Here is a 17,748-nt window from a genome sequence, read left to right on the forward strand (position 1 = left end):
AGGGAGCGCCCGTGACCTCAGCCCCCCTCGCCGCCCGGCTCACCGCAGTCGCCGGGCCGCTCTTCTTCCCCGTCACCGCGTACGGCCCGGACGGGGACGTGGACCTCGCCGCGTTCCGCCGTCACGTCCGTGCGGGCATCGACGCCGGCGCGGCGGCGGTCTTCGCCTGCTGCGGCACCGGTGAGTTCCACGCGCTGACCCCCGCCGAGTTCGGGCGGGTCGTCGCCGCGGCCGTCGAGGAGACCGCCGGACAGGTACCCGTCGTCGCCGGCGCCGGCTACGGCACCGCGCTGGCGGTGGAGTACGCCAAGCTCGCCGAAGCGGCCGGCGCGGACGGGCTCCTCGCCATGCCCCCGTACCTCGTCGTCGCCGACCAGCGGGGACTGCTCGCGCACTACACCGCGCTCGCCGCGGCGACCCGGCTGGAAACGATCGTCTACCAGCGGGACAACGCCGTCTTCACTCCCGAGACCGTGGTCGCCCTGGCCCGCACGCCCGGCATCATCGGCCTCAAGGACGGGGTCGGCGACCTGGACCTGATGCAGCGCATCGTCAGCGCCGTCCGCACCGCGCTGCCCGGCGGCGACTTCCTGTACTTCAACGGCCTGCCCACCGCCGAACTCACCGGGCTCGCCTACCGGGGCATCGGGGTCACGCTCTACTCCTCCGCCGTCTTCGCCTTCGCCCCCGACATCGCGCTCGCCTTCTACCGCGCCCTCGCATCGGGCGACGACGCGTTCGCCGACGCCCTGCTGGACCGGTTCTACCGGCCGCTGGTCGAACTGCGCGCCAAGGGGCGCGGCTACGCCGTCTCCCTGGTCAAGGCCGCGGTGCGGCTCCAGGGGCTCGACGTCGGCGAGGTGCGCACCCCGCTCACCGAGCCGCCCGCAGCGCACGTCAAGGAGCTCGCCCAGATCATCGACGACGGCCGGGCCCTGCTGGCGGAGCGCGCCGTGGGAGGCGGCGCGTGAAGACCTCGGCGTTCCTCTACCCCTGGGACGTCGTCGGCGACCCGGACGCCGCCGCCCGTATCGCGGACCTCGGCGTCCAGCAGGTGACCCTCGCCTCGGCGTACCACTCCACCCGGGCGCTCACCCCGCGTCACCCGGCGACCCGGATCGTCACCGCCTCGTACGCGGCGGTGCTCTACCCGCCGGACGAGAAGCGGTGGGCGGGGCGGGAGCCGGCGCCCAGGCGACAGAAGTGGACTCCGGGCGAGGACCCTTGGGGCGTCGCCGCCGAGGCGCTCTCCGACGCCGGTCTGGAAGTGCACAGTTGGGTCGTCCTCGCGCACAACTCCCGCCTCGGTGAGGAGTTCCCCCGGACGTCCGTGGTCAACGCCTACGGGGACCGCTATCCGTGGGCCCCGTGCATCGCCCGGCCGGAGGTCCGCACCCACCTCGTCGACCTGGCCGCCGAGGCGGCCACCCGGCCCGGCGCGCGCGGCACCGAGCTGGAATCCTGCGGCTGGTACGGTTTCGCGCACCTGCACGGCCACGACAAGGTCCAGGGGGTGACGCTCGGCGAAGCGGCCCAGTACCTGATGTCGCTCTGCTTCTGCGCCGCGTGCGCCGCCGGGTACGCGCGGCACGGGCTCGACCCGGACGGAGCGCGCGCCGCCGTGCGCCGCGCGCTGGAACCGGTGTGGACGGGGGTCGAACCCGCATCGGGCTGGGCCGGGGTGGAGGAGCTGCTCGGCGCCGGAACCGCGGCGGCCACCCTCGGATGGCGCCGCGAGGTCGCCCACGGCCTCCAGGGGGCCGCCGTCGACGCCGTACGGGAGGCCGCGGCCGGAACGCCGGGCGAGGAGGGCTTCCAGGTCCTGTTGCACGCGGACCCGGCGTTCCACCGGACCGGCGCCAACGTCGGCGTCGACCCCGCGCACATCCTCTCCGTCGCCGACGGCGTGGTGCTGCCGTGCACCGGGGGCGACGCCGCCCGCGAGGCGGTCCTCGGGCCGTTCGCGGACCACCGGGGCGTGCTCGCCGCCAACTTCGGCGTGGTGTCCGGCATGGGCGGCAGCCCTGCCACCCTGGAACGCGACGCCGCCCACGCCGCGTCCCTGGGGGCCACCGAACTCCGGCTCTACCACGCCGGACTGGCCTCCGACGCCGACCTCGCGGCCGTCTCCGGCGCGCTGGGACGCATCGCCGGATGAGCCGGACCGGCCGCACGGGCTGACGCCCGCCGGGGCGTGAGCGGGCCCGTACCGGATTCCGGTACGGGCCGCACCGGCCGCCCCGACACGACGACCGGCGGGAGACCTGACCTCCCGCCGGCCGTCGGCATGCCCGCGTCGAGGGGCGCGTGCCGCCCGAAGAGCCCCGTGCCGAAACCCGTACGCCGTACCGCAGGTGGCCGTCAGCGCTCCGCCCCACCGTGGCGCGCAGCCCCTTCCCGCACCCCGTCCCACCGCGGTGCGCAGCCTCTTTCCGCGCTCCGTCCCGCCGTGGTGCGCAGCCCCTTCCCGCGCCCCTTCGGCGCCCGCCTCCGCGCCCGCTTCGACCTGCGCTCCAGCGGTCCGTGGATCGCGTACCGGTCAACGCCGGTGCCCGCCGAACCGCATGGCGCTCGCGAAGTCGAGCGAACTTCTTCTGTCCGAAGCGTTGACGAAACATCTCGCCCGCTTTAGCTTCATCGCGTCGTACTTCGTACGTCATATATGAGACGCGATACGCGAGATGCGAGAGCCCTTCATGACTTTTGCGCCCACCCCGATCCCGTCCAGGACGCAGTTCGTGCTGGAGGCGATCAAGCACGCGATCCTGACGGGCCGGCTCCAGCCGGGGCAGGCACTCGTGGAGACCGAACTCGCCGCGCGGTTCGGTGTGTCGAAGACGCCGGTACGCGAGGCGCTGAAGACGCTCGCCGGTACCGGCCTGGTGGTCATGAGCCAGTACAAGGGCGCCACCGTCCGCCTCGTGGACGCCGAGATGGCGCGCGAGGTCTACGACGTACGGCTGTTGCTCGAACCGGAGGCGCTGCGCCGCACGATCGCCTGCGGAGCGTCCCTGGACGCGGCCCAAGAGGCCCTGGAACGGGCCGACTCGGCGCCCGACAAAGCCGAACGCTCGTTGGCCAACCGGGACTTCCACCGCGCTTTGTACCTGCCGTGCGGCAACCCGCTGCTGGGCCGGATGCTCGACGAGGTCCGCGACCAGGCGGCGCTCGTCTCCACCGTGGCCTGGGCGAGCAACCCGTCCTGGGAGCGCGAGGCGGCCGAGCACCGGGAGATCCTGCGGCTCGCGCTCGGCGCGGACGCCGCGGGCGCGGCGGCCGCTCTCCACGGACACATCGCGTCGTTCGTGCGCCGCGCCTTCCCCGACGGCTCAGCCGGCACCGCCGCCGACGCCATCGAGGGCGGTCAGGCGTGAACCACATCGACGAAAGGCCAGTTGGCATGGACCTCATCCCGCTCAAGGCGGCCCTCGCCGACGTCGTGGCGATCCCCGTGACCCCGTTCGCGGAGGACGGGACGATCGACAAGGACACCCACCGGGCGCTGCTGCGGCGGCTCCTCGACGGCGGCGTCCGCATCGTCACGCCCAACGGCAACACCGGGGAGTTCTACGCGCTCACCCCGAAGGAGCGGCGGGCCGTCACCGAGCTGACCATCGACGAGGTGAGAGGCCGGGCCACCGTCCTGGTCGGTGTCGGGCACGACATGCCCACCGCCGTCGCCGCAGCCGAGCACGCCCGGGACGCGGGCGCCGAACTGGTCATGGTGCACCAGCCGGTCCACCCGTACGTCTCCCAGGACGGCTGGGTCGACTACCACCGCGCGATCGCCGAGGCCGTCCCGGAGGCCGGGGTCGTCCCGTACATCCGCAACCCGCTGCTCGCCGGTGAGAAGCTCGCCGAACTCGCCGACCACTGCCCCAACGTGATCGGCGTCAAGTACGCCGTCCCGGACGCCGCCCGCTTCGGCGCCTTCGCCCGGGACGCGGGGCTGGACCGGTTCGTGTGGATCGCCGGCCTCGCCGAGCTGTACGCCCCCTCGTACTTCGCCACCGGCGCCACCGGCTTCACCTCCGGCCTCGTCAACGTCGCCCCCGCCGTCTCGCTCGGCATGCTGGAGGCGCTGCGGGCCGGCGACTACGCCGCCGCGATGAAGATCTGGGAGCGCATCCGCCGCTTCGAGGAGCTGCGCGCCGACCGGCAGTCCGCCAACAACGTCACCGTGGTCAAGGAGGCGCTCGCGGTCCTCGGCCTCTGCCGCCGCGACGTCCGCGCCCCCAGCCGGGTCCTGCCCGAGGCGCAGCGCGCCGAGGTCGCCGACCAGATCGCCGGGTGGTCGGTGTGAACACCCGCATCGCTCCCGAGGAGCTCCGCAGCCACCAGTGGTACGGCACCGACGGACTCCGCTCGTTCAGCCACAAGGCGCGCACCCGGCAGCTGGGGTACCTCCCCGAGGAGCACCTCGGCAAGCCGGTGATCGCGATCCTCAACACCTGGTCCGACATCAACCCCTGCCACGTCCATCTCCGCGACCGGGCGCAGGCCGTCAAGCGCGGGGTGTGGCAGGCGGGCGGCTTCCCGCTCGAATTCCCCGTCTCCACCCTGTCGGAGACGTTCCAGAAGCCGACCCCGATGCTCTACCGCAACATGCTCGCCATGGAGACCGAGGAGCTGCTGCGCTCCTACCCGGTCGACGGGGCCGTGCTGATGGGCGGCTGCGACAAGTCGACACCCGCGCTGCTGATGGGCGCCGCCTCCGTCGACCTGCCGACCGTCTTCGTACCGGCCGGACCGATGCTGCCGGGCCACTGGCGCAACGAAGTCCTGGGCTCCGGCACCGACATGTGGAAGTACTGGGACGACAAGCGGGCCGGGATCATCGGCGACTGCGAGATGGCCGAACTGGAGAACGGGCTCGCCCGCTCCCCGGGCCACTGCATGACGATGGGCACCGCGTCCACCCTGACGGCCGCCGCCGAGGCGCTGGGCGTCACCGTCCCGGGCGCCTCCTCCATCCCGGCCGTCGACTCCGGCCACGACCGGATGGCCGCGCAGTCCGGTCTCCGTATCGTCGAACTGGTGTGGCAGCAGCGAACGCTGTCGCAGATCCTCACCCCGGAGGCGTACGAGGACGCCGTCGCCACCGTCCTCGCGCTCGGCGGCTCCACCAACGCCGTCATCCACCTCATCGCGATGGCCGGCCGCTCCGGCATCAAGCTCTCCCTCGACGACTTCGACCGCATCGCCCGCACCGTGCCGGTGCTCGCGAACCTCCGCCCCGGCGGCAAGTACCTCATGGAGGACTTCCACTTCGCCGGCGGACTCCCCGGCTTCCTCTCCCGGCTCACCGACGTCCTCCACCTGGACCGGCCCACCGTCGCCCACGACACCCTGCGCGAACAGCTCGACGGGGCCCTCGTGCACGACGACGACGTCATCCGGGACCGCGGGAAGCCGCTCGCCGACGAGGGCGGGGTCGCGGTGCTCCGCGGCAACCTCTGCCCGGACGGCGCGGTCATCAAGCACATCGCGGCCGAGCAGCACCTGCTCCGCCACACCGGCCCCGCCGTCGTCTTCGACGACTACCGGGAGATGCAGCGCACCATCAACGACCCGGCCCTGGCCATCACCCCGGACCACGTGCTGGTGCTCCGCAACGCCGGACCCAAGGGCGGACCCGGGATGCCCGAGTACGGCATGCTGCCGATCCCGGACTACCTGCTGAAGCAGGGGGTGCGCGACATGGTGCGGATCTCCGACGCCCGCATGAGCGGCACGAGTTACGGGGCGTGCGTGCTGCACATCGCGCCCGAGTCGTTCGTCGGCGGCCCGCTCGCCCTCGTCCGCACCGGCGACCTCATCACCCTGGACGTGACGGCCCGCCGCCTCAGTCTCGACATCGACGACGAGGAACTGGAGCGCCGCCGCGCCGCCTGGACCCCGCCGCCCGCCCGGTACGGCCGCGGCTACGGCGCGCTCTACCAGGACCAGATCACGCAGGCCGACACCGGCTGCGACTTCGCCTTCCTGGCCCGCGAGGGCGACGTACCCGACCCGTACGCCGGCTGACACCGGCTCCGCAGCATCCCGGCGCACCCCCTCCTCCCCAGAAGCCCTCCGGGGCCTCGCACGGCAAGGAGAAAGCGCTTGCAGCAGGACCGCACCACGACCGGAAACACGAGAGAACGGAGAGGTGTCATGGCACAAGCTGCCGCCGTGGCCAAACCGCCCAAGGTGCCCAGGCGCCGTTCGGCGAACCCCCGCAAGCTGCCCTATCTGCTGATCGCGCCCGCCGGTCTGCTGATGGTGGGGTTCATCGCCTATCCGGTCATCAGCGTCTTCTACTACAGCCTGCAGAACTACAACGTCACGAAGCCCTGGCGGAACGGCTTCGCCGGCCTGGACAACTACACCAGGATCTTCACCGACGACGACCAGTTCTGGACCACTCTCGGTTTCAGCGCCCAGTGGGTCGTCACCCAGGTCAGCCTCCAGCTCGTGCTGGGACTCGCCCTGGCGCTCATCGTCAACCAGTCCTTCATCGGCCGCGGCATCTCCCGCGCGATGGTCTTCTCGCCCTGGGCCGTCTCCGGCGTGCTGACCAGCACCATCTGGATCCTGCTCTACAACTCCTCGACGGGATTCAGCCGTTACCTCGCGGACGCCGGAATCGGCGACTACGGCACCTCGGTCCTCTCCGACACCGGGACCGTCTTCTGGGCCGCCACCGTCTCCGAACTCTGGCGCGGCGTCCCCTTCTTCGCCATCCTGATCCTCGCCGACCTCCAGTCCGTCTCCAAGGAGCTCTACGAGGCGGCCTCGGTGGACGGCGCCGGACGGTTCCGGCAGTTCTTCCACATCACCCTGCCGCACCTGCGGGACGCGATCGTCCTCTCCACACTGCTCCGCGCGGTCTGGGAGTTCAACAACGTGGACCTGCTGTACACCCTCACGGGCGGCGGCCCGGCGGGCGTGACCACCACACTCCCGCTCTACGTCGCCAACACCGGCATCGACGGACACGACTTCGGCTACGCGTCCGCGCTGACCACCGTCGCCTTCGTCATCCTGCTCTTCTGCTCGATCGTCTATCTGCGCCTGAGCAAGTTCGGAGGCGACCACAAATGACTGCCGCACTCGCCGAGAAGACCGGCACCGCCCCGCCTCCGGTCGCCGACGTGCCGCCCCCGGCCGGCAACCGCCGCCGTGGCCGCGAGCGCTCGTACGACGACGTCCCGCGCTGGCAGATCTACGTGCCCCTCGGCATCTATCTGCTCTTCACGCTCATCCCGTTCTACTGGATGCTCCTCTTCGCCGTCCGTCCCGCGGGCTCCACCTCGCTGGTGCCCTGGCCGATGACCGGCGAGCACTTCGAGAAGGTATGGACGGAACGCAGCTTCGCCGTCTTCTTCCAGAACAGCATGATCGTCGGCATCGCCACCCTGATCGCCACCACCCTGGTCGCGCTGGCCGGCGGATACGCCCTGGCCCGCTTCGACTTCAAGATCAAGGGCGCCTTCATGCTGGCGCTGCTCTGCTCGCAGTTCATCCCGGGCGCGCTGATGCTCGTACCGCTCTTCGAGATCTTCAAGAACCTCCAGATGATCAACTCGCTGGGCAGCGTGGTCATCGCGGAGACCGTCTTCCAGCTCCCCCTGTCGATCATCCTCATCAGCGGGTTCATCAAGAACGTGCCCGTCACGCTGGAGGAGGCCGCGTGGGTGGACGGATGCTCGCGTTTCCGCGCCTTCTGCGCCGTCGTCCTCCCGCTGCTGCGGCCCGGGCTGATCGCCGTCGGGTCCTTCGCCTTCGTGCACAGCTGGAACCACTTCCTGTTCGCCCTGATGTTCCTCAGCGAGCAGGACAAGCAGACGATCCCGGTCGGCCTGAACACCCTCATCGGCGCGGACAGCGTCGACCTGGGCGCGCTGGCCGCGGGCGGAGTCATCGCCGCGGTCCCCGTGGTGATCGTCTTCGCCTTCATCCAGAAATGGCTGATCACCGGCTTCAGCGCCGGTGCGGTGAAGGGCTGACCCGCGATGACCACCCCCCTCCCCCTCGTCCTCGCCGGCGCCAGGGGCCACGGCCGCTGGCACCTCGCCAACATCGAACGCCTCCAGCGCCAGGGCGTCGTCCGGCTCGCCGGGGTCTGCGAACTCACCCCCCTGACCGAGGCCGAACTCGGACCGTTCGCCGGTCAGCACGTCCGGCAGTCCTCCGACTTCGGGGAGCTGCTCGACTCCACCGGCGCCCGCGCGGCCGTCGTCTGCACGCCGATCCCCACCCACACCGACCTCGCCCTCACCGCCGCGCGGCGCGGCGTCCACCTCCTCCTGGAGAAGCCCCCGGCGGCCACCTTCGCCGACTTCACCCGGATGAGCGACGGTGTACGGGAGGCGGGCACCGCCTGCCAGATCGGCTTCCAGTCCTTCGGCTCGCACGCCGTGCCCGCCATCCGCGCACTCGTCGCGGACGGCGCCATCGGGTCGCTCCGGGGAATCGGCGCGGCCGGCGCCTGGGTGCGCGAGGAGGCCTACTACCGGCGTGCGCCCTGGGCCGGGCGCCGCCGGCTCGGCGGCGCCGACGTGGTCGACGGGGTCCTCACCAACCCGCTCGCCCACGCCGTCGCCACCTCCCTCGAACTCGCGGACCGGGGCACCGCGGCCGACGTCGCCGACATCGAGACCGAGCTCTTCCGGGCCCACGACATCGAGGCCGACGACACCAGCAGCCTCCGCGTCACCACCGCCGACGGCCTGACCGTCACGGTCTGCGTCACCCTCTGCGCCGAACGCGCCGCCGAACCGTACGTCGTCGTCCACGGCGACCGGGGCCGGATCACCTTCTGGTACAAGCAGGACCGGGTCCTCCTCCAGCGCGCCGGACACGGCCCCGAGGAGACCGTGCACGGCCGCACCGACCTGCTGGAGAACCTCGCCGCCCACCTCGACCACGGCACCCCCCTCCTGGTCCCCCCGCACCGCACCGGCGCCTTCATGCGCGTGGTCGAGGCGGTACGCACCGGAGCCGAGCCCACCGCACTGCCCGCCGACGCCTGGTACAGCGAACCCGCCACCCAGGGGCCCCGGCGCGTGGTCAAGGGCATCGATGCCGTGGTCGACGCGGGCGCCGACTCCCTCTCCCTCTTCTCCGAACTCGGCGTCCCCTGGGCCCGCTCCCGCGAGGTGAGCGCCTCGTGACCACGCTCCGCCTCAGCTGCGCGGGCCGCCCCGTGGGCCGCTACGGCCACCACGCCGACGACCACGGCCGCCCCTACCTGCACCCCGTCACCACCCTGGGGGGCACCCCCGTCACCGAGGAGCACCCCGCCGACCACCTGCACCACCTCGGCGCCTCGGTCGCCGTACCCGACGTCGCCGGGTACAACTTCTGGGGCGGACGCACCTACGTCCGCGACCAGGGCCCCACCGCGCTCGACAACCACGGGGTGCAGCGGCACCTCGGGTGGAAGCTCCGCGACCCGGACGGCTTCGTCGAAGAGCTCGGCTGGGAGGCCGGCGGTACCGAACTGCTCCGTGAGCACCGCACGGTGGCCGTCGTCCCGCTGACCGGCACCGCCTGGGCGCTGGACTTCTCCTTCTCCCTCACCAACCGCGGCGGTACCGCCCTGTCCATCGGCAGCCCCGCCACCAACGGCCGGCCCGGCGCCGGGTACGGCGGCTTCTTCTGGCGGGCCCCCAAGGAGGACCGGGCACCCGAGGTGTTCAGCGCCACCCGCGAGGGCGAGGAGGCGGTGCACGGCGCACGGGCCGACTGGCTGGCCCTGGCCGGCGACGGCTGGACCCTCGTCTTCGCCGGGGCGACCGGGGAGACCCGGCGAGACCCGTGGTTCGTCCGCACCGCGGAGTACCCGGGCGTCGGCTCCTCCCTCGCGGCCGAGGACCGGCTGCCGGTGGATCCCGGTGCGACCGTCGTACGGCGGATCGTCACCGTCGTCGCGGACGGGAAGCTCGGCCGCGACGAGGCGGCGGCCCTCGTCCGCAAGGTGGTGACGGCATGAACCCCGGCCCCTGGACCGCCGACCTCGGCGACGGCACCTACCGCAACCCGGTGCTCAACGCCGACTGGTCCGACCCGGACGTCGTCCGCGTCGGCGACGACTACTACCTCACCGCGTCCAGCTTCGGCCGCGCCCCGGGGCTGCCGCTGCTGCACTCCCGGGACCTGGTCAACTGGTCCCTGATCGGACACGCCCTCGACACCCTGGAACCGGCCGCCGACTTCGCGGTCCCGCGCCACGACCGGGGCGTCTGGGCGCCCTCGATCCGCCACCACGCGGGCCGGTTCTGGATCTTCTGGGGCGACCCCGACCACGGCATCCAGCAGATCAACGCCGAGGACGTACGCGGGCCGTGGAGCGCGCCGCACCTGGTGAAGGCGGGCAAGGGCCTGATCGACGCCTGCCCGCTCTGGGACGAGGAGACGGGCGAGGCCTACCTCGTCCACGCCTGGGCCAAGTCCCGCTCCGGGATCAAGAACCGGCTCACCGGCCACCGGATGAGCGCCGACGGCCGTGAACTCCTCGACGAGGGAACGACGTTGATCGACGGGGACCTGATCCCCGGCTGGTTCACCCTGGAAGGCCCCAAGGCCTACCGGCACGAGGGCGAGTTCTGGATCCTCGCCCCGGCGGGCGGGGTGACGACGGGCTGGCAGGGCGCGTTCCGGTCGAAGGACTTCTTCGGTCCGTACGAGGAACGCGTCGTCCTGGCCCAGGGCCGCACCACCGTCAACGGCCCCCACCAGGGCGGCTGGGTCCGCACCCCGGCGGGCGAGGACTGGTTCCTGCACTTCCAGGAGCGGGGCGCGTACGGCAGGGTGGTCCACCTCCAGCCGATGCGCTGGGACGGCGAGGGCTGGCCGGTCCTCGGCGACGAGGGTGAACCGGTCCTCACGCACGCCAAGCCGATCGCACCCCGGCAGCCGGTGGAGGCACCGGCGTTCGCCGACGGCTTCCCCGGCGGCCGGTACGGCAGGCAGTGGCAGTGGACCGCCAACCCGCGGGCCGGCTGGACCGTCGAGCACGCCGGGGACGGCCTGCGCCTGGCCTGCGTCCGCACCCCGCACGCGCACGACCTGCGGACCCTGGCGAACGTACTCGTCCAGCGGCTGCCCGCCGAAGAGTTCACCGTGGAGGTGGAACTCGCCCTCGGCAGCGACGTACCCGGAGCCAAGGCCGGACTCGCCGTCCTCGGCGACGCGTTCAGCTGGATCGGTCTCGAACGGGGCGAGGACGGCGCGGTGTCGCTCACGCACCGGTACGCGGAGAGCGTCGCCGAACACGAGCGGGACGCCGCACCGGGCCGCCCCGCACCCGAAGGGCGGGCCCGGCTCCGCGTCGAAGTGAGCGCCGGAGCCCGGTGCCGCTTCCACGCCGACACCGGGGACGGCTTCCGCCCCTCCGGCCAGGTCTTCGCCGCCGAACCGTGGCGCTGGGTCGGCGCCCTGCTCGGCCTCTTCGCCACCGCCCCCGCCGGTACGGGCCCCGCGGGCACCGCCGAGTTCACCGCCTTCGGCACACCCGCACCGCCCGCCTGACCCGCACCACCGCTGTACCCGCCGGACTGCCTGCCCCGTACGACCGCATGACCGCACCACCCGCACCACCCGCAGCACCCGAGAAACCCGCACCGCCGCCCGTACGCGCACCGCCGCACGTACGGGCACCACCGCACACCGGTCGCCCCGCACCACCGCACGTCACGCACCTTCGCACCGGCACCTCGCACCGTCCGCACCTCACGCACCGCCGCACCTCACGCACTGCCCGCACGGCCACACCTGCACCACACGCACGGAACGCCGCACCGCAGCACGGACACATCTGCACCGCACGTATGGGAGCCGCAATGACGCACCTCCGTACCTCGCGCACCCGGGGAAGCACGCTCGCCGCGGTGCTCGCCCTGGCCGGGGCCTTCCTCCTGCCCGCGAGCCCGGCAGCCGCGGCGGCCCCGGCAGCCGCACCCGCCCCGCCGTCCGCACCGGCCGGCGCGGGGCCCGCCGCACAGCACGGCACCTGGTCCGACACCCCGCACGGGTTCGCCTCCCTGGCGGGCGGGACCACCGGAGGGGCGGGCGGCCCGGTCGTCACCGTCACCACCCCCGCCGGTCTGGCGCAGTACGCCGGTGCCGAGGGGCCGTACACCATCCGGGTCGCGGGCTCACTGGCCGTCGAACCCTTCGGCCACGACATCGACGTGACCTCGGACAAGACCATCGTCGGCGTCGGGGACACCGCCGAGATCGTCCACGGCGAACTCCACCTGAACCCCGGCACCCACAACGTGATCATCCGCAACCTCACCATCCGCGACTCGTACATCGAGGGCGACTGGGACGGGAAGACCACGGACTTCGACGCCATCCAGATGGACACCGCCGACCACGTCTGGATCGACCACAACCGCTTCACCCGCATGGGCGACGGGCTGCTCGACATCCGCAAGGACAGCCGGTACATCACCGTCTCGTACAACCAGTTCGCCGACCACAACAAGGCGTTCGGGATCGGCTGGACGACGAACGTCACCACCGAGATCACCATCGACCACAACTGGTTCACCGGCACCAAGCAGCGCAATCCCTCGGCCGACAACTGCGCCTACGCCCACCTCTACAACAACTACGTCTCCGCGCAGGTCGCGGACGGCGACCCGGTGTGGACGTACGGCAACTGGGCGCGCGGCGCCACGAAGATGGTGATCGAGAACAGCTACTACAGGGACGTCCAGCACCCGTACCAGGCCGACGCCACCGCCCAGCTCGTCCAGCGCGGCTCGATCCTGAAAAACACCACGGGCCGAACCGACGCCCGGGGCGCGGCCTTCGACCCGCACGCCTTCTACCCGTACCGGCTGGACCGTGCCGCCGACGTGCCGGGGATCGTCACCCGCGACTCCGGCCCGCAGAAGGACATCGGCACCGACACCGTGCTGCGGGTGCCCGCCGACTACGCCACCGTGCAGGCGGCCGTCGACGCCGTGCCGCAGGGCAACGACGGCCGGATCACCGTGCGCCTGGCGCCCGGCACCTACCGGGAGCACGTCCGTGTCGGCAAGAACCAGCCGTACGTCTCCCTCGTCGGCACCGGCAAGCGCCGCTCCGACACCCTGATCGTCTTCGACACCCCGCAGGGCGCACTCAAGCCGGACGGCACCACCCAGGGCTCCACCGGCAGCGCCACCGTCCTGGTGGAGGGCCACGACTTCACGGCCGAGAACCTCACCTTCTCCAACGACTTCGACGAGGCCGCCGTGGAGATCAGCGGCGAGCAGGCGCTCGCCGTGAAGACCACCGGCGATCGCCTGACCTTCAAGAACACCGCGTTCCTCGGCAACCAGGACACCCTGATGACCGACACCCCGGCGCTCACCCAGAAGGCCCGCGTCTACGTCACCGACTCGTACGTCGAAGGCGACGTCGACTTCCTCTACGGCCGCGCCACCACCGTCGTCGAGAAGTCCGTGATCAAGGCACTCAGCCGCGGCTCGGACACCAACAACGGCTACATCACGGCCGCTTCGACCTGGAAGGAGAACCCGTACGGCATCCTGATCACCCGCAGCCGGGTCATCAGCGACGCCCCCGCGGGCACCTTCCACCTCGGCCGCCCCTGGCACCCGAGCGGCAACCCGGACGCGATCGGCCAGGTGCTGATCCGCGAGACCTCGCTGCCCGCCGCCGTCAAGGCGAGCCCCTGGTCCGACATGAGCGGCTTCCCCTGGCGGGAAGCCCGGTTCAGCGAGTACCGGACCCACGGTCCCGGCGCCGCCGCCACCACGGACCGCCCCCAGATGTCCCCGGCCGACGCCGCGCTCCACGAGGTGGACGACTACCTCGCGGGCGACGACGGCTGGGCACCGCACCGCCGGCGCTGACGCCCCCCACCTGCACGGCGTACACGGCACACCTGTACCCACCCACAGAGAAGAGCAGAACCATGAGCATGTTCAAGAAGTACCGGGGGCGCGCCGCGGCAGCGGTCTCGCTGACCGCGATGCTCGCCCTGACGGCCACCGCCTGCGGCGACGACGGCAGCGGGTCCGGCACCGAGGGCAGCGGCAAGGGCGAGATCACCTTCTGGGACAACAACGGCGGACCGCGCACCGCCATCTGGACCGAGATCATCAAGGATTTCGAGAAGGAGAACCCGGACATCAAGGTGAAGTACGTCCCGATCCCGATCGCGGACGTGCAGTCCAAGTACGACACCGCGATCGCCGGCGGCGGCCTGCCGGACGTGGGCGGCGTGGGCACCGCCTACCTCGCCAACATCGTCTCCCAGGAGGCGCTGGAGCCGGTCCAGGACCGGATCGAGAAGTCCTCGCTGAAGGGCAAGCTCGTCGAGGGCATGGTCGCGAGCGTCAAGGACGCCGGCGGCCGGGGCGACGACATGTACTCCGTGCCGACCTCCGCGAACAACGGAACGCTCTGGTACAGAACCGACCTGTTCAAGGCCGCGGGGCTGGAAGCCCCCGCCACCTGGGCGAAGTTCTACGACGCGGCCGACAAGCTGACCGACTCCAAGAACAACAAGTTCGGCTACACCATCCGAGGCGGGGCGGGCTCCATAGCCCAGGCCCTGGACGCCGCCTACGGCCAGTCCGGCATCACCGACTTCTGGAACGGAGACACGACGACGGTCAACGACCCGAAGAACGTCGCCGCGCTGGACAAGTACGTCGGCCTGTTCAAGAAGGCGACGCCGTCCGCCGACGTCAACAACGACTTCACCAAGATGGTCGCGCAGTGGGACACCGGCACCATCGGGATGCTCAGCCACAACCTCGGCTCCTACCAGGACCACGTGAAGGCGCTCGGCGCGGACAAGTTCGCCGGCATCCCGAACCCGGTCGGTGACAGCGGCACCCGCGTCCAGGTCTCCAACCCGGTCGACGGACTCGGCCTCTTCCGCAGCAGCAAGAACAAGACCGCCGCCTGGAAGTTCATCGAGTTCGCCGCCTCGCACGCCTCCAACAGCAAGTGGAACGAGTCGGCCGGCGCCATCCCCGCCAACACCGAGGCCGCGCAGGACCCCTGGATCACCGCCTCCGAGCCGACCGCGCTCGCGGCGAAGGCCCTCACCGACGGCTCCACCAAGATCGTGAACCTGCCCTACTACCTGCCCGACTGGAACAACATCAGCAAGGCCGACAACGAGCCCGAGTTCCAGAAGCTGCTGCTCGGCAAGGTCTCCGCGAAGGACTTCCTCGACAAGATCGCCAACGAGCTGAACGCCGCCCAGAAGGAGTGGAAGGAACTGGGCAACGGCTGATCCACGCCCGCCCGTTCCTCGCACCCCACCACCCCGTGTGCCGGGGCCGGCGGCGGCCCGGGACCACCCACCGCCGCCGGCCCTCTCCACCCAGCCCCCTCCACCCCGCCCTTTCCCCCTCCCGTCCAGTGAGGCAGGTACACCGTGTCACTCACCCGCAGACGGACGGTGGCCGCACTCGCGGCCCTGCCCCTGGCCCTCGCCGCCACACCGGCGACGGCGAAGAGCGCCGGACGGCGCCCCCGCCCCCGCACCCTGCACATCGCCGGCGACTCGACTGCGGCCCAGAAGTACGCGGACGCGGCGCCCGAGACCGGCTGGGGCATGGCCCTGCCGTTCTTCCTCGGCCCCGGCCTTCGGGTCGCCAACCATGCGATGAACGGCCGCAGTTCGAAGAGCTTCATCGATGAAGGGCTGCTCGCCGCACTGCTCGGGGACGTCCGCGCCGGTGACTTCCTGCTCATCCAGTTCGGGCACAACGACGAGAAGACCACCGACCCGCTGCGCGGCACCGACCCCTGGACCACCTACCAGGACCACCTGCGGACGTACGTCACCCAGGCCCGCGCGCGCCACGCCCGGCCCGTCCTGCTCACCCCGATCGAGCGCCGCCGCTTCGCCGAGGACGGCACCGCCAGGCCGAGCCACGGCGAGTACCCGGCCGCCATGCGGGCTCTGGCCGCCGAGGAACGCGTACCGCTGATCGACGCCCAGGCGCTCACCCTGGCCCGCTGGCAGCAGCTGGGTCCGGACGCCACCCAGGACTACTTCAACTGGCAGGCGCCCGGGGAGTCCCCCAACTACCCGGACGGGGTGCAGGACAACACGCACCTCCAGCCGCGCGGCGCCGTCGACGTGGCCCGGACGACCGCCCGCGCCCTCCTGGACGCCCGCGTACTCGCGCCCGGCGAGGTGCGCCGGCTCGACGCACCCGTCCCCACCGAGTGGATCACCTGGCCGCAGCCATGACCCCCGATCTCCGCCCCACCGGACCACCGCACCACCCCCGGCACCGCCCGTCCCCCCACTCCGTCGCACACCTCACCCCCATCCGTCGCAACGAACGAAGGAACCCCATGCCCGCACGCATGCGTCACATCCGTGCCATCACCGTGGTGATGGGCTGCGCCTCCCTCGCCCTCGCGGTGTCGCTGCCGGCCCAGGCCGCCTCCCGGCCGCACACGAAGCCGGTCGAGCGCGCCGTGCTCCCCGCCCACGACGGCTGGGCCGCCGCGGACGGCTCGACCACCGGCGGTTCGAAGGCCACCCGCGACCACGTCTACACGGTGACCAACCGCGCGGAGCTGATCGCGGCGTTCGAGGACGCCGGTGACGCGCCCAAGATCGTCAAGATAGCCGGGACCGTCCACGGCAACGCGGACGTGAACGGCACCCCCATCGGCTGCGAGGACTACTACACCGGCGGCTACACCCTGGAGAAGTACCTCGCCGCCTACGACCCGGCGGTCTGGGGCACCGACGCCGTGCCCAGCGGCCCGCTGGAGGACGCCCGCGCCGCCTCCGCCGCCCTCCAGGCGGCGGCCGTCAACGTCGAGGTCCCCTCGAACACCACCCTGATCGGCGTCGGCGACGACGCCACCGTCATCGGGGCCAGCCTCCAGATCAAGAACGTCTCGAACGTCATCGTCCGCAACCTGGCCTTCGAGGACACCTACGACTGCTTCCCGCAGTGGGACCCGACCGACACCGACACCGGGGCCTGGAACTCCGAGTACGACAACCTCGTCGTCACCGGCTCCTCCCACGTCTGGGTCGACCACAACACCTTCAGCGACGGCGACCGCCCCGACTCGGCCCAGCCGCACTACTTCGGCACGGTCTACCAGCAGCACGACGGGCTCTTCGACATCGTGCGCGGCGCCGACCTGGTCACCGTCTCGTGGAACGTCCTCAAGGACCACGACAAGACGATGCTCATCGGCAACAGCGACAGCGCGGGCGCGACCGACCGGGGCAAGCTCCGGGTGACCCTGCACCACAACCTCTTCCAGGACGTGAAGGAGCGCGCCCCGCGCGTCCGCTTCGGCCAGGTCGACTCGTACAACAACCACTTCGTGGCCACGGCGGGCAGCCCGTACGGCTACACCTACGGCATCGGCATCGAGTCCCAGCTCGTCGCCGAGCACAACGCGTTCACCCTTCCCCCGGGCTACGACCCGGCGCTCGTCCTCAAGAAGTGGAAGGAGTCCCCGCTGACGGCCGGCGACAACTACGTCAACGGGAAGAAGACCGACCTGATCGCCGTCCACAACGCGGGCGTCCCCGCCGAACAGCTTGCCTCGGGCGCCGGCTGGACCCCCGTCCTGCGGACCAAGGTCGACTCGCCGCGCGCCGTTCCCGCGCTCGTGGACCGCGAGGCCGGAGCCGGCGGCCACTGCTGACCCCGTCCGCCCGGGGCCGCCGCCCGGCGGCCGGCCCCGGGGCGGACCTCCACCGGCGGGAGAGGGTGCGGACTGTGCGGGTCCGCGCCC

Annotated in this window: 14 protein-coding genes; all 14 read left to right on the forward strand. The window is 71.8% G+C overall.

Translation table 11 applies throughout. The features are described 5' to 3' along the window. The first annotated feature begins 11 nt into the window (after positions 1 to 11). Positions 12 to 971, forward strand: a complete 960-nt coding sequence (locus ACFZAX_RS24725) for a 5-dehydro-4-deoxyglucarate dehydratase (RefSeq protein WP_390964235.1) — start codon at positions 12 to 14, stop codon at positions 969 to 971. After that, positions 968 to 2,158, forward strand: a complete 1,191-nt coding sequence (locus ACFZAX_RS24730; protein WP_390964237.1) for a hypothetical protein — start codon at positions 968 to 970, stop codon at positions 2,156 to 2,158. The genes ACFZAX_RS24725 and ACFZAX_RS24730 overlap by 4 nt, the downstream gene beginning before the upstream one ends. A 538-nt stretch (positions 2,159 to 2,696) precedes the next feature. Further along, positions 2,697 to 3,374 (forward strand): FCD domain-containing protein, encoded by a 678-nt coding sequence (locus ACFZAX_RS24735; RefSeq protein WP_390964239.1) that lies wholly within the window; start codon positions 2,697 to 2,699, stop codon positions 3,372 to 3,374. A 26-nt stretch (positions 3,375 to 3,400) separates the two neighbouring features. Continuing rightward, positions 3,401 to 4,303, forward strand: a complete 903-nt coding sequence (locus ACFZAX_RS24740; protein WP_390964241.1) for a dihydrodipicolinate synthase family protein — start codon at positions 3,401 to 3,403, stop codon at positions 4,301 to 4,303. Beyond that, positions 4,300 to 6,027, forward strand: a complete 1,728-nt coding sequence (gene araD / locus ACFZAX_RS24745; RefSeq protein ID WP_390964243.1) for an L-arabinonate dehydratase — start codon at positions 4,300 to 4,302, stop codon at positions 6,025 to 6,027. The genes ACFZAX_RS24740 and araD overlap by 4 nt, the downstream gene beginning before the upstream one ends. Positions 6,028 to 6,156: 129 nt before the next feature. Continuing rightward, positions 6,157 to 7,086, forward strand: coding sequence for a sugar ABC transporter permease (locus ACFZAX_RS24750; RefSeq protein ID WP_327175087.1), 930 nt, complete (start codon positions 6,157 to 6,159; stop codon positions 7,084 to 7,086). After that, positions 7,083 to 7,991: an ABC transporter permease subunit gene (locus ACFZAX_RS24755; protein WP_390964246.1), complete on the forward strand. Its 909-nt coding sequence runs from the start codon at positions 7,083 to 7,085 to the stop codon at positions 7,989 to 7,991. The genes ACFZAX_RS24750 and ACFZAX_RS24755 overlap by 4 nt, the downstream gene beginning before the upstream one ends. A gap of 6 nt (positions 7,992 to 7,997) precedes the next feature. Next, positions 7,998 to 9,158 carry a Gfo/Idh/MocA family oxidoreductase gene (locus ACFZAX_RS24760; protein WP_390964248.1) on the forward strand — a complete coding sequence of 387 codons (1,161 nt, stop codon included), beginning with the start codon at positions 7,998 to 8,000 and terminating at the stop codon, positions 9,156 to 9,158. After that, the gene (locus ACFZAX_RS24765; RefSeq protein ID WP_390964250.1) at positions 9,155 to 9,979 is read left to right on the forward strand and encodes a DUF6807 family protein; all 825 of its coding nucleotides are present in this window, start codon (positions 9,155 to 9,157) and stop codon (positions 9,977 to 9,979) included. Before ACFZAX_RS24760 ends, ACFZAX_RS24765 begins: the two co-directional genes overlap by 4 nt. After that, complete coding sequence (locus tag ACFZAX_RS24770; RefSeq protein ID WP_390964252.1) at positions 9,976 to 11,517, forward strand: family 43 glycosylhydrolase; 1,542 nt, start codon at positions 9,976 to 9,978, stop codon at positions 11,515 to 11,517. Before ACFZAX_RS24765 ends, ACFZAX_RS24770 begins: the two co-directional genes overlap by 4 nt. A 311-nt stretch (positions 11,518 to 11,828) precedes the next feature. Further along, the gene (locus tag ACFZAX_RS24775; RefSeq protein WP_390964254.1) at positions 11,829 to 13,859 is read left to right on the forward strand and encodes a pectinesterase family protein; all 2,031 of its coding nucleotides are present in this window, start codon (positions 11,829 to 11,831) and stop codon (positions 13,857 to 13,859) included. Between the two features lie 62 nt (positions 13,860 to 13,921). Beyond that, on the forward strand, positions 13,922 to 15,256 hold the full coding sequence (locus ACFZAX_RS24780) for an extracellular solute-binding protein (RefSeq protein WP_390964256.1): 1,335 nt from the start codon (positions 13,922 to 13,924) through the stop codon (positions 15,254 to 15,256). 144 nt (positions 15,257 to 15,400) lie between these two features. Further along, positions 15,401 to 16,225, forward strand: a complete 825-nt coding sequence (locus ACFZAX_RS24785) for a GDSL-type esterase/lipase family protein (protein ID WP_390964258.1) — start codon at positions 15,401 to 15,403, stop codon at positions 16,223 to 16,225. A 107-nt stretch (positions 16,226 to 16,332) separates the two neighbouring features. Then, the gene (locus tag ACFZAX_RS24790; RefSeq protein WP_390964260.1) at positions 16,333 to 17,658 is read left to right on the forward strand and encodes a polysaccharide lyase family 1 protein; all 1,326 of its coding nucleotides are present in this window, start codon (positions 16,333 to 16,335) and stop codon (positions 17,656 to 17,658) included. Positions 17,659 to 17,748 lie beyond the last annotated feature (90 nt).

Origin of the sequence: Streptomyces sp. NPDC008125, from assembly GCF_042957125.1 — a bacterium.
Taxonomy (GTDB): Bacteria; Actinomycetota; Actinomycetes; order Streptomycetales; family Streptomycetaceae; genus Streptomyces.

Bases quoted from the DNA above. Each gene is read 5' to 3' on its own strand.
- ACFZAX_RS24735 (WP_390964239.1), top strand. From the start codon at position 2,697: ATGACTTTTGCGCCCACCCCGATCCCGTCCAGGACGCAGTTCGTGCTG.
- ACFZAX_RS24740 (WP_390964241.1), top strand. From the start codon at position 3,401: ATGGACCTCATCCCGCTCAAGGCGGCCCTCGCCGACGTCGTGGCGATC.
- ACFZAX_RS24750 (WP_327175087.1), top strand. From the start codon at position 6,157: ATGGCACAAGCTGCCGCCGTGGCCAAACCGCCCAAGGTGCCCAGGCGC.
- ACFZAX_RS24755 (WP_390964246.1), top strand. From the start codon at position 7,083: ATGACTGCCGCACTCGCCGAGAAGACCGGCACCGCCCCGCCTCCGGTC.
- ACFZAX_RS24760 (WP_390964248.1), top strand. From the start codon at position 7,998: ATGACCACCCCCCTCCCCCTCGTCCTCGCCGGCGCCAGGGGCCACGGC.
- ACFZAX_RS24770 (WP_390964252.1), top strand. From the start codon at position 9,976: ATGAACCCCGGCCCCTGGACCGCCGACCTCGGCGACGGCACCTACCGC.
- ACFZAX_RS24775 (WP_390964254.1), top strand. From the start codon at position 11,829: ATGACGCACCTCCGTACCTCGCGCACCCGGGGAAGCACGCTCGCCGCG.
- ACFZAX_RS24780 (WP_390964256.1), top strand. From the start codon at position 13,922: ATGAGCATGTTCAAGAAGTACCGGGGGCGCGCCGCGGCAGCGGTCTCG.
- ACFZAX_RS24790 (WP_390964260.1), top strand. From the start codon at position 16,333: ATGCCCGCACGCATGCGTCACATCCGTGCCATCACCGTGGTGATGGGC.